Source organism: Agromyces sp. Y782 (genome assembly GCF_059445405.1).
Genome location: NZ_JCAIUG010000002.1, coordinates 1123375 through 1140394, shown reverse-complemented (window position 1 = coordinate 1140394; position 17020 = coordinate 1123375). Strand labels below are relative to the sequence as shown.

The 17020-nt window shown below is 68.6% G+C and carries 15 protein-coding genes; all 15 read left to right on the top strand.

The window, feature by feature from the left end; all coding sequences use genetic code 11:
- The first annotated feature begins 76 nt into the window (after nucleotides 1-76).
- The 15 genes from rsmH (at nucleotide 77) to AC1C2S_RS19465 (ending at nucleotide 17000) form a co-directional block, all read left to right on the top strand.
- Nucleotides 77-1027: a 16S rRNA (cytosine(1402)-N(4))-methyltransferase RsmH gene (gene rsmH / locus AC1C2S_RS19535; RefSeq protein WP_495354257.1), complete on the top strand. Its 951-nt coding sequence runs from the start codon at nucleotides 77-79 to the stop codon at nucleotides 1025-1027.
- Entirely contained in the window at nucleotides 1027-1620 is a 594-nt protein-coding gene (ftsL, locus tag AC1C2S_RS19530; protein WP_495354256.1) for a cell division protein FtsL, read from the top strand. The genes rsmH and ftsL overlap by 1 nt, the downstream gene beginning before the upstream one ends.
- Nucleotides 1621-1645: 25 nt before the next feature.
- The gene (locus AC1C2S_RS19525; protein WP_495354255.1) at nucleotides 1646-3454 is read left to right on the top strand and encodes a peptidoglycan D,D-transpeptidase FtsI family protein; all 1809 of its coding nucleotides are present in this window, start codon (nucleotides 1646-1648) and stop codon (nucleotides 3452-3454) included.
- Nucleotides 3455-3467: 13 nt separating this feature from the next.
- Nucleotides 3468-5015 carry a Mur ligase family protein gene (locus AC1C2S_RS19520; RefSeq protein ID WP_495354254.1) on the top strand — a complete coding sequence of 516 codons (1548 nt, stop codon included), beginning with the start codon at nucleotides 3468-3470 and terminating at the stop codon, nucleotides 5013-5015.
- A complete protein-coding gene (locus AC1C2S_RS19515) occupies nucleotides 5012-6430 on the top strand; it encodes a UDP-N-acetylmuramoyl-tripeptide--D-alanyl-D-alanine ligase (protein ID WP_495354253.1) in 1419 nt (472 codons plus the stop codon). Before AC1C2S_RS19520 ends, AC1C2S_RS19515 begins: the two co-directional genes overlap by 4 nt.
- Before the next feature lie 73 nt (nucleotides 6431-6503).
- Entirely contained in the window at nucleotides 6504-7598 is a 1095-nt protein-coding gene (gene mraY / locus AC1C2S_RS19510; protein ID WP_495354252.1) for a phospho-N-acetylmuramoyl-pentapeptide-transferase, read from the top strand.
- A complete protein-coding gene (gene murD / locus AC1C2S_RS19505) occupies nucleotides 7598-9139 on the top strand; it encodes a UDP-N-acetylmuramoyl-L-alanine--D-glutamate ligase (protein ID WP_495354251.1) in 1542 nt (513 codons plus the stop codon). Before mraY ends, murD begins: the two co-directional genes overlap by 1 nt.
- Nucleotides 9099-10367: a putative lipid II flippase FtsW gene (gene ftsW, locus AC1C2S_RS19500; RefSeq protein WP_495354250.1), complete on the top strand. Its 1269-nt coding sequence runs from the start codon at nucleotides 9099-9101 to the stop codon at nucleotides 10365-10367. Before murD ends, ftsW begins: the two co-directional genes overlap by 41 nt.
- Nucleotides 10364-11464, top strand: coding sequence for an undecaprenyldiphospho-muramoylpentapeptide beta-N-acetylglucosaminyltransferase (murG, locus tag AC1C2S_RS19495; RefSeq protein ID WP_495354249.1), 1101 nt, complete (start codon nucleotides 10364-10366; stop codon nucleotides 11462-11464). Before ftsW ends, murG begins: the two co-directional genes overlap by 4 nt.
- A 111-nt stretch (nucleotides 11465-11575) precedes the next feature.
- On the top strand, nucleotides 11576-12979 hold the full coding sequence (gene murC / locus AC1C2S_RS19490; protein WP_495354248.1) for a UDP-N-acetylmuramate--L-alanine ligase: 1404 nt from the start codon (nucleotides 11576-11578) through the stop codon (nucleotides 12977-12979).
- 13 nt (nucleotides 12980-12992) lie between these two features.
- Nucleotides 12993-14099 carry a cell division protein FtsQ/DivIB gene (locus AC1C2S_RS19485; protein ID WP_495354247.1) on the top strand — a complete coding sequence of 369 codons (1107 nt, stop codon included), beginning with the start codon at nucleotides 12993-12995 and terminating at the stop codon, nucleotides 14097-14099.
- Between the two features lie 172 nt (nucleotides 14100-14271).
- Nucleotides 14272-15462 carry a cell division protein FtsZ gene (ftsZ, locus tag AC1C2S_RS19480; RefSeq protein ID WP_495354246.1) on the top strand — a complete coding sequence of 397 codons (1191 nt, stop codon included), beginning with the start codon at nucleotides 14272-14274 and terminating at the stop codon, nucleotides 15460-15462.
- Nucleotides 15459-16166 (top strand): YggS family pyridoxal phosphate-dependent enzyme, encoded by a 708-nt coding sequence (locus tag AC1C2S_RS19475; protein ID WP_495354245.1) that lies wholly within the window; start codon nucleotides 15459-15461, stop codon nucleotides 16164-16166. The genes ftsZ and AC1C2S_RS19475 overlap by 4 nt, the downstream gene beginning before the upstream one ends.
- A gap of 33 nt (nucleotides 16167-16199) precedes the next feature.
- Nucleotides 16200-16676 carry a cell division protein SepF gene (locus AC1C2S_RS19470; RefSeq protein ID WP_495354244.1) on the top strand — a complete coding sequence of 159 codons (477 nt, stop codon included), beginning with the start codon at nucleotides 16200-16202 and terminating at the stop codon, nucleotides 16674-16676.
- 6 nt (nucleotides 16677-16682) lie between these two features.
- On the top strand, nucleotides 16683-17000 hold the full coding sequence (locus tag AC1C2S_RS19465) for a YggT family protein (protein ID WP_495354243.1): 318 nt from the start codon (nucleotides 16683-16685) through the stop codon (nucleotides 16998-17000).
- The last annotated feature ends 20 nt before the right edge of the window (nucleotides 17001-17020 follow it).

Genomic DNA, 17020 nt, shown 5'->3' with positions numbered 1-17020 from the left:
CGCGCCTGGTGCACTTCCCCGCATCAGGACGAACGGATGGGGATCGGAACCCGAGGCCCGGAAGGCAAGGCAGATCATGGACATCGAACGCATCCACACCCCGGTCATGCTCGAGCGCACGCTGGAGCTCCTGGCCCCCGCCATCGAGGGTGACGGCGCCGTGCTCGTCGACGCAACGCTCGGCATGGGCGGACACGCGGCCGCGTTGCTCGAACGGTTCCCGAAACTCACCGTCATCGGCCTCGACCGTGACACTGACGCACTCGCCATTGCACGGGAGCGACTCGCGAAGTTCGGCGACCGCGCGCGATTCGTGCACACGGTGTACGACGGCATCGAGCGCGCGGTGCGCTCGGCGGGGTTCCGCGAGGTGCAGGGGGTGCTCTTCGACCTCGGCGTCTCCTCGCTCCAACTCGATCGGGCCGAGCGCGGCTTCGCGTACTCGAAAGACGCGCCGCTCGACATGCGCATGGACTTCACGAGCGGTCGCACCGCAGCCGACGTCATCGCCGAAGAGAGTGAAGAGGAACTGCGCCGCATCTTCCTCGACTACGGCGAAGAGAAGCTCGCCGCGCGATATGCACGAGCCATCGTCCGGGCGCGAACGGATGCTCCGATCACCCGTTCATCCGAACTCGTCGCCGTCATCCAGGCTGCGACCCCGGTCGCCGTGCAGCGCCAGGGGCACCCCGCCAAACGCGTCTTCCAGGCACTCCGCATCGAGGTCAACGAAGAGCTGTCGGTGCTCGAGCGTGCGATGCCGGCAGCGCTCGAGGCGATCGCCGTCGGCGGTCGCATCGTCGTGTTGGCCTACCAGTCGCTCGAGGACCGCATCGTCAAGCGCGCGCTCAGCGCCGCGTCGAGTTCCACCGCCCCTGCCGGGCTGCCGATGGAACTGCCCGAACACCGCCCGGTCTTCAAACTCCTCGTGCGCGGCGCCGAGCTCGCGAGCGAGGCCGAGCAGGTGGAGAACCCGCGTGCCAAGCCGGTGCGGCTGCGCGCGGCCGAACGACTGCGGAGGCCGTGATGAGTGCAGTGCCCGCCCAATCCCTCCCCGCGCCGCGCCGGGTCGCCCCCGAGCGCGCACCGGGGCGTCTTCGGCCGGCGCCCGAGCGCGCCGTACGCGCCGCCCGCGCGAAGCCGAGACTCGCCTACGCCGTCATCGCGCTCGGGGGCGTCGTCGTCATCATCGTCGCCCAGCTGCTGCTCTCGATCGCCGTCACGCAGGGGGCCTACGACATCGACGCTCTGCAGACCCGCCAGGCCGCACTCGATCGCGATGAGGCGACGCTCGCGGAAGACCTCGACCGTGTCGAGTCTCCCCAGTTCCTCGCGACGAAGGCCGAGGGGCTCGGCATGGTGCCGAACTCGAACCCTGTGTACCTGCGACTCTCCGATGGCGCGGTGCTCGGCCAGCCCACGGCAGCGTCGGGCGGTGCCGGCGCGTCTGCGCCGCTCGTCCCGAATGCGCTGATCGACGGCGTGCCGTCCGGCGGCGAGCAGCCCGCGGGAGAGACTCCGACCGGGGGAGTTCCCGGTGGCGCGGCGGCCGACGTACCAGCTGGCGCACCCGCTGCGCCGCCCGCCGACGGGGGTCTGCCGACTCCTGCCACGCACTGACCGTACGACCATTGGGAAGGCTCCGATGAACCGCACCAGCCGTCACCCGATGCGGCGGATCCTGTTCTCCGCGGCGGTGCTCGTCGCCGTGGTCGGCGTGTTCGTCGTGCGCCTCGTCGACATCCAGGTCGTGCGGGCGTCCGAACTCAGCGAGCAGGCTCAGGACGCGCGCTCCCAACCGGTCACGGTCTGGGGGGCGCGAGGCGATATCGTCGACGCCAACGGCAAGGTGCTCGCCGACAGCGTCATGAGGTACGACATCACGCTGTCGCCGAAGCAGGCGTCCAAGGCGCTCGTGGAGCGCGAGGTGCCCGACCCCGATGACCCCGACTCGACCAAGAAGGTCGAGGTGCCGCAGGCGGAGCTGGCGGCGGAACTCGGCGCCGTCGTTGGACTGACCGGCGACCAGGTGCAGGGCATCATCACCGCGGCGCTCGCAGAGGATCCGAGCTCCGACTACGCCTACGTCGTCAAGCTCGTCGACACCGAGACGTACGAAGCGGTGAAGGCGCTCGACATTCCGTGGGTGTACGCCGACGAACACCCGAGCCGTCGCTATCCGAACGGCGCGGTGGCGGGCAACCTCATCGGCTGGGTCGGCACCGACGGCGAGCCTGCGGCCGGACTCGAGCTCTCGGAAGACGAGTGCCTCGCGAGCGAGAACGGCGAGATCAGCTACCTGCACAGCCTGCAGGACTGGGTGAAGATTCCCGGCACCGAGGACGTGCACAAGCAGGCACGCAATGGCGGCACGCTCAAGCTCACGATCGACACCGATCTGCAGTGGGAAGTACAGCGAATCGCCGAGGCGCAGCGCCAGGCCGTCGGCGCCTCGTGGGCGATGGCCACCGTCATGGAAGTCAAGACCGGTCGACTCCTCGCAGTCGCCGATGTGCCGACGGTAGACCCGAACGAGCCGTCGGCGACTGCTGAGGATGATCGGGGATCTCGATCGTTCACCGCACCGTTCGAACCGGGCTCGACGTTCAAGGCGCTCACCGCGGCATCCGTCGTCAATGCAGGCAAGGCCGACCCGTTCAGCCAGGTCGTGGCGCCGTATCGATACGAGCCCTCGAACGGGGCCGACATCAACGACAGCTCCCGTCATGACGATCAGCAGCTCACCCTCACGGGTGTGCTCATCGAATCGTCGAACACCGGCATGTCGAAGTTCGGCGAACTGATGACCGACCGCGAACGGTACGACGACATGCTGAAGTTCGGCCTCGGCTCCGAGACCGAGGTCGGCTTCCCGGCCGAGGCGAGCGGCGACCTGCACGGCGACCCCGACGAGGACTGGGACAACCAGACCAAGTACGCCACGATGTTCGGACAGGGGCTCACCACGACGGCGGTGCAGATCGCCGGCGTCTACCAGACCATCGCCAACGGCGGCGTGCGCATGCCGGTCAGCCTCGTCGACGGCTGCGTCAGCGATGACGGTGCGGCGACGACGACGCCGTCGCAGGGTGAGCAGGTCATCTCGCCGGAAGCCGCGTCCGAGACGAGTCAGATGCTCGAGCGCGTCTACCAAGACGCGTGGCTCTCCGACGAATGGAACATCCCCGGTTACCGCGTCGCGGCGAAGACCGGAACGGCCCAGGTGCCCGACGGCAACGGCGGATACCTCAAGGAGTATCTCGTCTCCGTATCGGGCTTCGCGCCCGCAGATGACCCCCAGTTCGTCGTTTCGGTGAGCTACATGAATGCCGTTAAGATGAATTCGTCCGCCGCATCCGCTCCCGTCTTCCAAGAGGTGATGAGCCAGGTGCTGAAGAAGTACCGGACCGTTCCATCCGGCGCCCCGGCGCCCGAGCTGCCAGCTACCTGGTGAGAAAGTTGGGTTCGTGACCGGATCGCCTCTCACGGCCCTCCGGCCGAAGCACCCGAGTGCTCGATCGCTCTCCGGCCTCGCCGAAGCGTTCGGGTTCGCCGTGCTCGGCGACATCAGCGGAATCGAGGTGACGGGCGTCGGCCTGTCATCGAAGGCCGTGCAACCCGGCGACCTCTACGTCGGGGTTCCCGGGCGCAACGTGCACGGCGCCGAGTTCGCGGGTGCAGCGCGCGACGCGGGCGCGGTCGCGCTGCTCACCGATGCCGCCGGCGCCGAGCTCGCGTCCGACGCGGGCCTGCCGATCCTCGTCACGGCTGACGCGCGCGCCGCGCTCGGAGACGTCGCGGCGTGGATCCACCGCACCGCCGAGAACCCCGCGACGCTCTTCGCCGTCACCGGCACGAACGGCAAGACGAGCGTCGTCTACCTGCTCTACGGCATCCTGCGCCAGCTCGGCGTCATGGCCGGGCTCACCTCGACCGCTGAACGCCGCATCGGCGACGAGGCCGTCACGAGCTCGCTCACCACACCCGAGGCGAGCGAACTGCACGCCCTGCTCGCTCGCATGCGCGAGGTCGAGGTGCGAGCCGTCGGCGTCGAGGTCTCCGCACAGGCGCTCTCGCGTCACCGCGTCGACGGACTCGTCTTCGACGTCGTCGGCTTCACGAACCTCACCCACGACCACCTCGACGACTACTCGTCGATGGACGAGTACTTCGAGGCGAAGCGCGACCTGTTCCAGCCCGAGCGCGCGCGTCGCGGCGTGGTCACGATCGATTCGGAGTGGGGTCGTCGCCTCCTCGCAGAGTCGCGCATTCCGGTGACCACACTGACGACCGTCAAGGGAGTCGGCGCCGATTGGCGCGTCACCGTGCTCGAAGAGGGCGCCGACCACACCTCGTTCCTGCTCGAGGGGCCCGGCGGACGCCGACTCGAGACGCAGGTTCCACTGCTCGGTTGGTACATGGCTGCCAACGCAGCACTCGCGATCGTCATGCTCACCGAGGCCGGCTACGACCTCGACCTCATCGCCGCAGCGCTCGAACGCGATGGCGGCGTCGACGCCTACATCCCGGGCCGGGCGGAGCGCATCTCGGGCGACCGGGGCCCCGTCGTCTACATCGACTACGGCCACAGCCCCGACGCGTTCCTGCAGACGCTCGGCGCCATCCGGCGCAGCACCGACGGGCGCATCGTCATGGTCTTCGGCGCCGACGGCGACCGCGATACGACGAAGCGCGCCGAGATGGGCGCGATCGCCGCTCGCGGCGCCGACGTACTCGTCGTGACCGACTTCCACCCGCGGTTCGAAGACCCTGCGGCCATTCGCGCCGCGCTCATCGCCGGCGCCCGCGCTGCGGTGCCCGAGCGTGAGATCCACGAGATCGCCCAGCCGCGCGAGGCATTCCGCGCAGCGCTCGCCCTCGCCGGCGAAGGCGATGCGATCCTCTATGCGGGCCCAGGGCACGAGGACTATCACGAGGTGAAGGGTGTGAAGATCCCGTATTCGGCCAGAGACGACTCCAGACAGGCGCTGCGCGATGCGGGGTGGCCGGCATGATCGCCCTGACCCTGGCCGAGATCGCCTCGGCCACCGGCGGCGTGCTCCGACTCGACGGCACGAATGCCGCTCCCGAAACGATGATCGACGGCGTCGTGACGACCGACTCGCGTGAGATCGGTGTCGGGGGAGTCTTCGTCGCCAAGCGAGGCGAGTTCGATGACGGCCACCGCTTCGCACCCGCCGCGGCGGAGCAGGGTGCCGCTCTGCTCATCGTCGAGCACGCGCTCGAGCTGCCGGTGCCGGTGCCGCAGATCGTCGTCACCGATTCGGTCGATGCCCTCGGGGCATTGGCGACCGAGGTCGTGCGCCTGGTGCGCGAGCTCGGCCGTCTCCGCATCGTGGGCGTGACCGGCTCGAACGGCAAGACGACGACGAAGAACCTGCTGCGCACCGTGCTCGAGCGGGTCGGCCCGACGGTCGCTGCACGCGCCTCGTTCAACAACGAGGTCGGTGCTCCGATCACGATGCTGGAACTCACCTCTGAAACCGAGTTCCTCGTCGCCGAGATGGGGGCATCGGCGGTCGGCGAGATCGCTCGGCTCGTACGCATGGCCCGCCCCGACGTCGGCATCGTGCTCAAAGTCGGGCTCGCTCACGCCGGTGAGTTCGGCGGCATCGAGCAGACCGTGCGCGCCAAGTCCGAGATGGTCACCGACCTCCTCGAGACGGATGTCGCGGTGCTGAACGCCGACGACCCGCGAGTGGTGCCCATGGCTGGCCTGACCGCGGCGCGCGTCGTCTGGTTCGGATTCGGCGAGGCCGCCGACGTGCGCGCCAGTGACATCCGGGCGCACGCACGCGGTACCGACTTCACCGTGACGATTCCGGGTGGCGAGACGGCACGCGTGCGTTTCTCGGTGCTGGGCGAGCACCACGTCATGAACGCACTCGCGGCGATCGCGGCATCCATCGAACTCGGCGTGGCTCTGCCCGCGGTCGTCGACGCGCTCGAACAGGTGACCCTTGCCGAGCGCTGGCGCATGCAGGTCATGGGGGGCCGCGACGGTGTGACGATCATCAACGACGCCTACAACGCCAGCCCCGACTCGATGTCGGCCGCACTCAAGACGCTCGCGCAGGTGAAAGCGCCCGGCTCGCGCACGATCGCGGTGCTCGGCGAGATGAGCGAACTCGGCGAGTTCTCGGGCGAGGAGCACGATCGCATCGGCCTGCTGGCCGTTCGCCTCGGCATCTCGCAGCTCGTCGTGGTGGGGGCGGGCGCCCGGCGCCTGCACATCACGGCGATCAATGAAGGTTCATGGGACGGCGAATCCGCGTTCGTCGAGTCCGCCGACGAGGCATTCGACCTCGTCACGTCTTCCGTGCGCTCCGGCGACACGGTATTGGTGAAATCGTCGAATGCGGCGGGCCTCCGCCACCTCGGCGACCGACTGGGAGAATGGTTCGCGTGAGCACTGTGCAGGAACTCGGCGGGGCTGGGCAGATGATGGGCCTGCTCGATGACCGATTGAGAGAATGGTTCGCGTGAGAGCACTGCTGACCGCTGGGGCGTTGTCGCTCGCCTTCACGCTGTTTCTGACCCCGCTGTTCATCCGGCTGTTCACACGGCTCGGGTGGGGCCAGTTCATCCGCGACGACGGGCCGAAGAGCCACCACGTCAAGCGCGGCACGCCCACGATGGGCGGCATCATCTTCATCCTGGGCGCGTTGTTCGGATACTTCGTGGCGACCCTCGTCAGCAACGAGAAGCCGACGGCGTCGGGCATGCTCGTGCTCTTCATGATGGTCGGCCTCGGTGCGGTCGGATTCCTCGACGATTTCCTGAAGACGCGCAAGAAGCAGAGTCTCGGGCTCGGTGGCTGGGCGAAGGTGACCGGCCAAGTGGTCGTCGCTGGCGTGTTCGCGCTCCTCGCATTGCAGTTTCCGAACGAGCACGGCATTACGCCGGCGAACACGAAGGTCTCGTTCATCCGAGATCTCCCGCTCGATTTCATGGTCTTCGGCACTGTCGTCGGCATCATCCTCTATGTTCTGTGGGTCTGCGTGATCACGGCCGGCACCTCGAACGCCGTGAACGTCACCGACGGCCTCGACGGCCTCGCCGCCGGCGCTTCGATCCTCGCGATCGGCTCGTTCGTCATCATCGGCTTCTGGCAGTTCAACCAGTCGAGGTTCAGCGAGGGCCTCAACCAGAGCGACGCGTACCGTTCGTACGATGTGCGCGACCCGCTCGACATCGCGATCGTGGCGACGGCGATCGTCGGCGGCCTCATCGGCTTCCTCTGGTGGAACACCAACCCCGCGAAGATCATCATGGGCGACACGGGGTCGCTGGCGCTCGGCGGCGCCCTCGCAGCCCTCGCGATCGTCAGCCACACCGAACTGCTCCTCCTGCTCATCGGCGGACTCTTCGTCATCGAGACGGGGTCGGTCATCGTCCAGCGTGCCTACTTCAAGCTCACCCATGGCAAACGCATCTTCCTGATGAGCCCGATCCATCACCACTTCGAGCTGAAGGGCTGGGCCGAGGTCACGATCGTCGTGCGCTTCTGGATCATCGGCGGCCTGCTCGTCGCCGCGGGCGTCGGCGCCTTCTACTTCGAGTGGCTGCAGAGCTGATGACGGATGCTGCAACTCGCGTGCCCGATCGCCTCGATTCGCTGACCAGCTGGCACGCCGACTGGTCGGGTCTTCGCGTCGTCGTACTCGGACTCGGTGTCACGGGCTTCGCCGTCGCCGATACGCTCGCTGAGCTCGGTGCGAGGGTGCTCGTGGTCGCGCCCGAAGTCGATGACGACCGTGCCGGCATTCTCGAGGTGATCGGAGCAGAGCTGCTGCGGCATCCGCTCGATGCCGTGCCGACCGCGGTCGTGCAGTTCGCACCCGAACTCGTCGTCGCCTCACCGGGCTTGCCCCCCGATCATCCCGTGCTCGCATGGGCCGCGACCGAGTCGGTCGCGGTGTGGGGCGACATCGAGCTCGCCTGGCGCGTGCGCGACAAGGTGAACGCCGCCGAGTGGGTCCTCGTCACCGGAACGAACGGCAAGACCACGACCGTGCAGATGACGGCGACGTTCTTGGCCGCCAACGGCCTGCGCGCGGCACCGTGCGGCAACATCGGGGTTCCGGTGCTCGATGCCGTGCGCGACCCCGGCGGATTCGACGTGCTCGTCGTCGAGCTCTCGAGTTACCAGTTGCATCATCTGCCGAAGACCGGACCAGGCGCGCTGCACCCCTGGGCGAGTGTCGTGCTGAACGTGGCCGACGACCATCTCGACTGGCACGGTTCACCCGAGGCGTATCGTGCGGCGAAGGCGACGGTCTACGAGAACACGAAGGTCGCGTGCGTGTACAACCGCGCCGACGAGGCGACGCGTTTCATGGTCGAAGAGGCCGAGGTCGAAGAGGGTGCTCGCGCCATCGGGTTCGGACTCGACGTGCCCGGCCCGAGCGACTTCGGCGTCGTCGACGGAATTCTCTGCGACCGGGCGTTCCTCGATGATCGTCGTTCGGCAGCGCTCGAGATCATCACGCTCGACGAGCTGGAGCCGCATGGACTCGCCGCCCCGCACGTCGTGGCGAACATCCTCGCCGCGTCGGCGCTCGCGCGTTCGTACGGGGTACCGGTGGGCGTGATCCACGACGCGCTCGGCGACTTCCGTCTCGACGCGCACCGCATCGAGACGGTCGCGGTCGCCGGTGGCATCCGCTGGGTCGATGACTCGAAGGCGACGAACCCGCACGCGGCCGAAGCCTCGTTGCGCGCGTTCGGCAAGGTGGTCTGGATCGTCGGCGGTCTGCTGAAGGGCGTCGACGCCGATTCGCTCGTCGCTGCGCACGTCGGGCGGTTGCGCGCGGCGATCGTGATCGGCGTCGATCGCGCATCCCTCGTTGCCGCGTTCCGCCGACACGCCCCCGAGCTGCCGCTCTTCGAAGTGGCGACGGATGACACTGAAACGGTGATGCCCGACGCGGTCGCCTTGGCCGTGAGGGTTGCTGAAGACGGCGACACTGTGCTGCTTGCGCCTGCTGCGGCGTCGATGGACCAGTTCGCCGACTACGGCGACCGCGGGCGGCGGTTCCATGACGCAGTCCGATCGATGCTGGGGGGTGAGGCGGATGGCGACGCCGCCCCGCGCGAACCGCTCCCAGGAGCCTGACCGGCCGGGCGTCTCCGCCGCCCGCATCCGGCTCGGCCGCGTGTTCCGCGTCGAGTCGGCCGATTACTTCCTGCTCCTCGGCACCACGCTCTTCCTCGTCGTCTTCGGACTCGTCATGGTGCTTTCGGCATCCGTCGTGCAATCGCATCTCGAAGATGAGAGCTTCTTCGCCCAAGCGTTGCGGCAGGCGCTCTATGCCGTCTTCGGCGTTCCGATCATGCTCATCGCGAGCCGCATGCCCGAGCGGTTCTGGATGCGGATCGCATGGCCGGTGCTCATCGTGTCGTGCTTCCTCCAGCTTCTGGTCGTGGCGACGCCGCTCGGCATCAAGGTCGGCGGCAACACGAACTGGATCCAGCTCGGGCCCCTGCAGTTCCAGCCGTCGGAACTCATCAAGGTCGCCCTCGTCATGTGGCTCGGGCTGATCGTCACGAAGAAGGAGGCGCTGCTCGGAAATCTCGTGCACGGCATCCTGCCGATCATCCTCGTCGGCGGCGGAGCGATCGGGCTCGTGCTGCTCGGCGGCGACCTCGGCACCGTCATGGTCATGGGGGCGATGCTGCTCGGCGCGCTGTTCCTCATCGGCGTGCGATTGCGGCTGCTGATCCCGCCGCTCCTCGCCGCGGGGGCCATCTTCGTGCTCGTCGCGATCTCGAGCGAGAGCCGACTCCGACGCATCACCTCGTTCCTCGACGCGAACTGCGAGAGCGGCGGCACGGGCGACGCGGTCAGCGATTGCTGGCAGATCCAGCACGGCTCATTCGCCCTCGCCAACGGCGGCATCTTCGGCGTCGGCCTCGGCAACTCGGCCGCGAAATGGTCGTGGCTGCCGGCCGCCGACAACGACTTCATCTTCGCCATCATCGGCGAAGAACTCGGGTTGATCGGCGCCATCGTCGTCATCGCCATGTTCGTGCTGCTCGCCGTCGCACTCAGTCGCGTGCTGCGCGGGGCTCGCACCCCGTTCGCCCGCGCCGTCTCTGCGGCGGTGCTCGTGTGGATCATCGGTCAGGCGTGTGTCAATATCGGTGTCGTGCTCGGCGTCTTCCCAGTTCTCGGCGTGCCGCTTCCCCTCGTCTCGGCGGGTGGCACGGCCCTGCTCACCACGCTCTTCGCGATCGGCATCGTGTTGTCGGTCGCCCGCGACCCCGAGGCGGCTTCTCGTGCCGCCGCTCGGGTCGCGTCGCGCAAGAAGACACGCGGGGCGTCTGCGCGGGCACCGCGATGACCGTCTATCTCCTCGCAGGCGGGGGCACAGCCGGACACGTGAACCCCTTGCTCGCGGTGGCCGACAGGTTGCGCGAGCGCGACCCAGCGGCAACCGTGCTCGTGCTCGGCACGGCCGAAGGACTCGAGGCGCGGCTGGTGCCCGCTCGCGGCTACGAACTGCTGACCATCCCGAAGGTGCCGTTCCCGCGGCGCCCGAACCGTGCGGCTCTCGCATTCCCAGCGCGATTCCGCGCGTCGATCGAGTCGGTCCGCGCCATCATCGACGAGCGCGGGGTCGACGTCGTCGTGGGGTTCGGCGGCTACGTCTCGACGCCGGCGTACCTGGCCGCACGCCGGACCGGCATCCCGGTGGCGATCCACGAGGCCAACGCGAAGCCCGGGCTCGCCAATCGGCTCGGCGCCCGATTCGCCGCAACCGTCGGCGTCGCATTCGAGGCCACCCCGTTGCCCGGCGCCCGCCTCGTCGGCATGCCGCTTCGTCGTGAGATCGAGACGCTCGACCCTCCCGCACGTCGCGGCGATGCGGCCGCTCATTTCAGTCTCGACGCGTCCCGGCCGGTGCTGCTGGCCACGGGCGGCTCGCTGGGCGCACGCCGCATCAACCGCACGATGGTCGACTCGGCGGCCACGATCGCGGCTGCCGGGTGGCAGGTGCTGCACGTGACGGGCGCGAACTCCGAGGTCGCAGACCCAGGAGTCGACGGCTATCGCATGGTCCAGTACGCCGACCGCATGGACCTCGCTCTCGCGGTCGCAGATGTCGCCGTCTCGCGCGCCGGCGCGGCCACGGTCAGTGAGCTCGCGGCGCTCGGCATCCCGGCAGTGTTCGTGCCGTACCCCGTCGGCAACGGCGAGCAGCGCTTCAACGCCGCCGGCGTCGTCGAAGCCGGCGGCGGCGTGCTCGTCGACGATGCCGACTTCGTGCCCGAGTGGGTCGCCGCGCAACTGCTGCCGTTGCTGACCGACTCCGACCGCCATCGCGAGATGGCGGCCGCCGCGGCATCCGTGGGTTTCCGCGACGGCACCGACCGCATGGTCGCACTCGTCGACGAGGCGCTCGGCGAGGCAGCCGACGACCGCCTGCGAGGCGCGTAACGTTGACTGAACGGATGTCGCGGCATCCGCTCGCACCGAATCCAGCGCCCGTCGGGCGCCCCGCGACCGACCGACCGCATTCCGACCGTACCGAGGAAGAACAGCCGCACCGTGACGATCAAGCCCGACCTCTCCGCTCCGATCCCCGCTGAACTCGGCACCGTGCACTTCGTCGGCATCGGCGGGTCGGGCATGAGCGGCATCGCGCGGCTCATGCTCGAGGCCGGACACCGGGTCACGGGCTCCGACGCCCGCGACTCCGAAAATATCGCGGCATTGCGAGCGCTCGGCGCCGAGATTTCGATCGGCCATGACGCGGCGAACCTCGCTGACGACGTCGACACGGTCGTCGTCACCGGGGCGCTCTGGCTCGACAACCCCGAGTACCAGCTCGCACTCGAGCGCGGCCTGCCGGTGCTGCACCGTTCGCAGGCCCTCGCCGCGCTCATCGCGGGCCAGCGGCTCGTCTCGGTCGCCGGCGCCCACGGCAAGACCACCTCGACCGGCATGATCGTCACGGGCCTGCTCGCGCTCGGTGAAGACCCGAGCTTCGTCAACGGCGGCGTCATCGAAGAACTCGGCGTCTCGTCCGCATCGGGCGACGGTGAGTTGTTCGTGGTCGAGGCCGACGAGTCCGACGGCTCCTTCCTGCTCTACGACACCTCGGTCGCACTTGTGACGAACGTCGACCCCGACCATCTCGACCACTACGGTTCGCTCGAGGCGTTCGAGCAGGCGTTCGTCGATTTCGCCGACCGGGCCCGCGAGTTCGTCGTGATCTCCTCCGACGACGTCGGCGCGGCACGGGTGGCCTCGAGACTCGCGCACGAGCGAGTGATGACCTTCGGCGAGGCGGCGGATGCGACGGTGCGCGTGCACTCCATCGCAACCGACGGCCCCGTGGCATTCGCCGTCTCCTACCTGGGTTCCGAGTATCGCGCCCAGCTCCGCATCCCGGGGCGCCACAATGCGATCAACGCGGCGGGTGCGTTCGCGGTGCTCGTGGGCCTCGGCTTCGACCCCGCGGCATCTCTGGCCGGCATCGCACGGTTCGCCGGCACCGGCCGGCGTTTCGAGCTGCACGGCACCGTCGGCGGTGTGAGCGTCTATGACGACTACGCGCACCACCCGACCGAGGTCGCGGCCGCGCTGTCGGCTGCACGCACCGTGGTGGGGGAGGGACGCATCATCGCGGTGCACCAGCCGCATCTCTACAGTCGCACGCGGCTCTTCGCCAAGGAGTTCGCCGAGGTGCTCGAGCAGTTCGCCGACGAGACCGTCGTGCTCGATGTCTACGGCGCCAGGGAGGACCCCGAGCCCGGCGTGACCGGAGCACTCGTGAGCGAGCGATTCGAAGACCCGTCGCACGTGGCATTCGTGCGCGACTGGCAGGAGGCCGCCGACTACACCGCGGGCATCGCACGTGCGGGCGACTTCGTGATCACCCTCGGTTGCGGCGATGTGTACCGCATCGTGCCGCAGCTGCTCGGCTCGCTCGAGCGGGAGCGCGGATGACGGTGGTGCTGGAGTGAAGCGGCCCCAGGGGTTCGACGGGCCGGTCGCGCGTGCACCGCGCTCACAGCGTCCGGCTTCCCGGGATCCCGGCGAGACGGGCGGCCGGGCGGCGCAGGCCGCCGCATCCGAACCAGTGGTCCGGGCCGGAACCAGGAAGCGCGGCGCGGGCGCCGCGAGTTCGCCGTCTTTCGCTCCCGACCGCATCTCGACGGAGCCGATCGACGTCGTCGCCGCAGCTCCGGTGTCTTCGATCGCGTCGGGATCGGCGCACCCGCGAGTCGCCCCACGAGTGCCCGAGTCGCAGACGGACGCCGCGGGCGATGGCCGTTCGAAAGCAGGCCCGCTGCCACGGGATGCACGGGCCGCCAAGCGTGCGGTCGCGGCCGCCGCGAGGGAACGGCGCCGGTACGAGCGCCACGAGGTTCGGCGCTTCACGAAGCGGTCCCGGCGCCGGCGCATCGTCTGGTCGGTCGTGCTCGGTTCCGTCGCGGCGCTCGTGGTGGTGGTCGCGGTCGCCGCCTATTCGCCCTTGATGGCACTGCGCGAGGTGCGCGTCGAGGGTGCATCCCGCATTCCGGTGGCCGAGGTGCAGGCGGCGTTCTCCGACACCCTCGGCACGCCGTTGCCGCTGATCGCGAGCGGCGATGTGCTCGCGGCGCTCTCCGACTTCCCCCTCATCGAGACGTACTCGACGGAGACCATCCCGCCCGGAACCCTCGTCGTGCGCATCGTGGAGCGTGTTCCGGTGGGTGTCGTCGACAGCGGCGAGGGATTCGAACTCGTCGACGCAGCGGGTGTCGTGATCGAGCGGCCGGCGGAGCGACCCGAGGGGCAGCCGCTCATCGTGGCCGAGGGCGGTGTCGCGGGCGAGGGGTTCCGCGCAGCTGCAGCCGTGATCAGGAGCCTGCCGCCCGAGGTGCGGGGGCAGCTCGTGGGGGCGTCCGCGGCGACGGCCGACGATGTGCGCCTCGAACTCTCCACTGGGGCGACTGTCGTGTGGGGCAGCTCCGAGGATTCCGCGCAGAAGGCGACGGTGCTCGCCAAGCTCATGGGTGCTGCACCGCCCGATGTGGTCGGTGAGTACGACGTCTCGTCGCCGACGAGCGCCGTCACGCGGTGACCGAGGGGCCTGCGAGGCTGTTTTCGGGCTGATCCGGGACGCGGTTCGCGACACGCGGGCGCGCCTTGCGCAGGAGGATGCGACGGGCACCTACCGTCAACTTCAGGAATTGCATACTCAGCAAAACTTTAACCTTCGACTAGAGGTTCAGAGTTCGCACGGAAGGCCGGTCATGTCGACAAACCAGAACTACCTCGCCGTCATCAAGGTCGTCGGTATCGGCGGCGGCGGTGTCAACGCCGTCAACCGCATGATCGAACTCGGCCTCCGCGGAGTCGAGTTCATCGCGATCAACACCGACGCGCAGGCGCTGCTGATGTCCGACGCCGACGTCAAGCTCGACGTCGGGCGCGACCTCACGCGCGGCCTCGGCGCCGGCGCCGACCCCGAGGTCGGCCGAAGAGCCGCCGAAGACCACGCGGAGGAGATCGAGGAGGCGCTCGCGGGCGCCGACATGGTCTTCGTCACCGCGGGCGAAGGCGGCGGCACGGGCACGGGCGGTGCGCCGGTCGTCGCGCGCATCGCGAAGTCCATCGGCGCGCTCACCATCGGTGTCGTCACGAAGCCGTTCGGCTTCGAGGGCAAGCGACGCCAGACACAGGCCGAGCAGGGCGTCGCACGCCTGAAAGACGAGGTCGACACCCTCATCGTGGTGCCGAACGACCGGTTGCTCGAGATCAGCGACCGCGGCATCTCGATGCTCGAAGCGTTCGCGACCGCCGATCAGGTGCTCCTCGCCGGCGTGCAGGGCATCACCGACCTCATCACGACTCCAGGCCTCATCAACCTCGACTTCGCCGATGTCAAGTCGGTCATGCAGGGTGCGGGCTCGGCGCTCATGGGCATCGGCTCGTCGAGAGGGGCCGACCGCGCCATCAAGGCCGCCGAACTCGCCGTGGCGAGTCCGCTGCTCGAAGCATCGATCGACGGTGCGCACGGTGTGCTGCTCTCGATCCAGGGCGGATCCAACCTCGGCATCTTCGAGATCAACGACGCCGCACGCCTCGTGCAGGAGGCCGTGCACCCCGAGGCCAACATCATCTTCGGTGCCGTCATCGACGACACGCTCGGCGACGAAGTACGCGTCACGGTCATCGCCGCCGGCTTCGACGGCGGCGAACCGGGAGCGAAGCCCGTCGAGGCCCGGCGCACGAACTTCGCGCCGGCCGTGGTCGGTGCGGCGGTCGGCGGCGGTGCCATCTCGGGTGAGGCCGCCGACGTGATCGCCGAGATCGACATCGACGAACTGGTCGAGACGGCCAACTGGGGCGAGGTCGAGTCGAGCACCGCAGACCAGATCGTCTCCGACCCCGCGTTCGACACCGATGACGACGACCTCGACATCCCCGACTTCCTGAAGTGAACGGCATCCGCGGCCGGAGCGCCGCGGCGGGCGCCGACACGCTCGCCGGGCGCCTGGTCGAGGTGACCGGGCGAATCGCGGATGCCGCGGCCGACGCAGGTCGTGACGCCGACGAGTTGACAACGATCGTCGTCACCAAGTTCCAGCCGGCGACGCTCGTCGCCGAGCTCGCGGCGCTCGGGGTCGACGATTTCGGCGAGAACCGCCATCAGGAAGCGCAAGCCAAGGCCGCCGAGCTCGCGAGTCTCGGTTTGCGCTGGCACTTCATCGGCCAGTTGCAGAGCAAGAAGGCCAAACAGGTGCGCGCATACGCTTCGGCGATCCACTCGGTCGACCGCGCTGCGCTCGTCGACGGGCTCCGTTCCGACGAGGCATCCGTCGACTGCTTCGTGCAGGTGAACCTGACGGATGACCCCGGCCGCGGCGGCGTCGCTCCCGACGCGCTCGAGTCGCTCGTCGAGCGGGTGCTCGGCACACCCGGGCTGCGGCTTCGAGGGCTCATGGCGGTCGCTCCGCTCGGCGAGCCTGCGCGGCCCGCGTTCGCGCGCATGCGAGAGTTCTCCAAACTCGTGCAGTCATTAGAACCCACTGCACGCGATCTGTCCATGGGGATGTCGCACGATTTTCGCGACGCGATCATGGAGGGTGCGACACACCTGAGAATCGGAACGGCAATCACCGGGAATCGGCCGGTCGCCGGTTAACCTCGAAGAGACGGAACACAGACGGAGGCAGCGATGTCGAACCCGCTCAAGAAGACCATGGTCTATCTCGGACTCGCCGATGAAGAGCTCGAAGAGGAGACCCAGCAGGCACACGCGCCCGTACCGGTGACGCCGGTCGTGACCGCGGCGCCTGCCCCGCGGACCGGCGCGGCGGTCACACCGCTGCGCAAGAACCATGTCCAACCGAGCACACCGCAGGCGGAGATGAACGAGATCCTGACCGTGCACCCGCGTCAATACCGTGACGCGCAGGTGATCGCCGAGTCCTTCCGCGAGGGAGTACCGGTGATCATCAACCTCTCACAGATGTCGGATGCCGACGCTCGGCGTCTCATCGACTTCGCCAGCGGCCTCTCACAGGGCCTCTACGGCAAGATCGAGCGCGTCACGAGCAAGGTGTTCCTGCTCTCGCCCGCGCACGTCGTTGTCTCGGGAGAGACCGGCGAGAGCGAAGGCGACGTCGACGCGTCGTTCTTCACGCACGCGTAGCGCCCCGTGGGCGCTCTCGTCGTCGTTTGGAACATCCTTTACGCGCTGCTGCTCATCTACTTCTTCGTGATGTGGGGGCGGTTCGTGCTGGATCTGGTGCGCACCTTCAACAGATCGTGGCGCCCGAGAGGCGCCTGGCTCGTGATCGTGGAGCTCGTCTACAGTCTCACCGATCCGCTCGTGCGCTTCTTCCGGCGGCTCGTGCCGCCGATCCGCATCGGCCAGGTCGCCCTCGATCTGGGCTGGAGTCTGGCCATGCTCGTGGTGATCGTGGCGATGACAGTGGTGTCGCTTCTGGCGCAGGCAGCGGCCGTGCCCGGCTGATGATCTCCTCCGAGCATGAG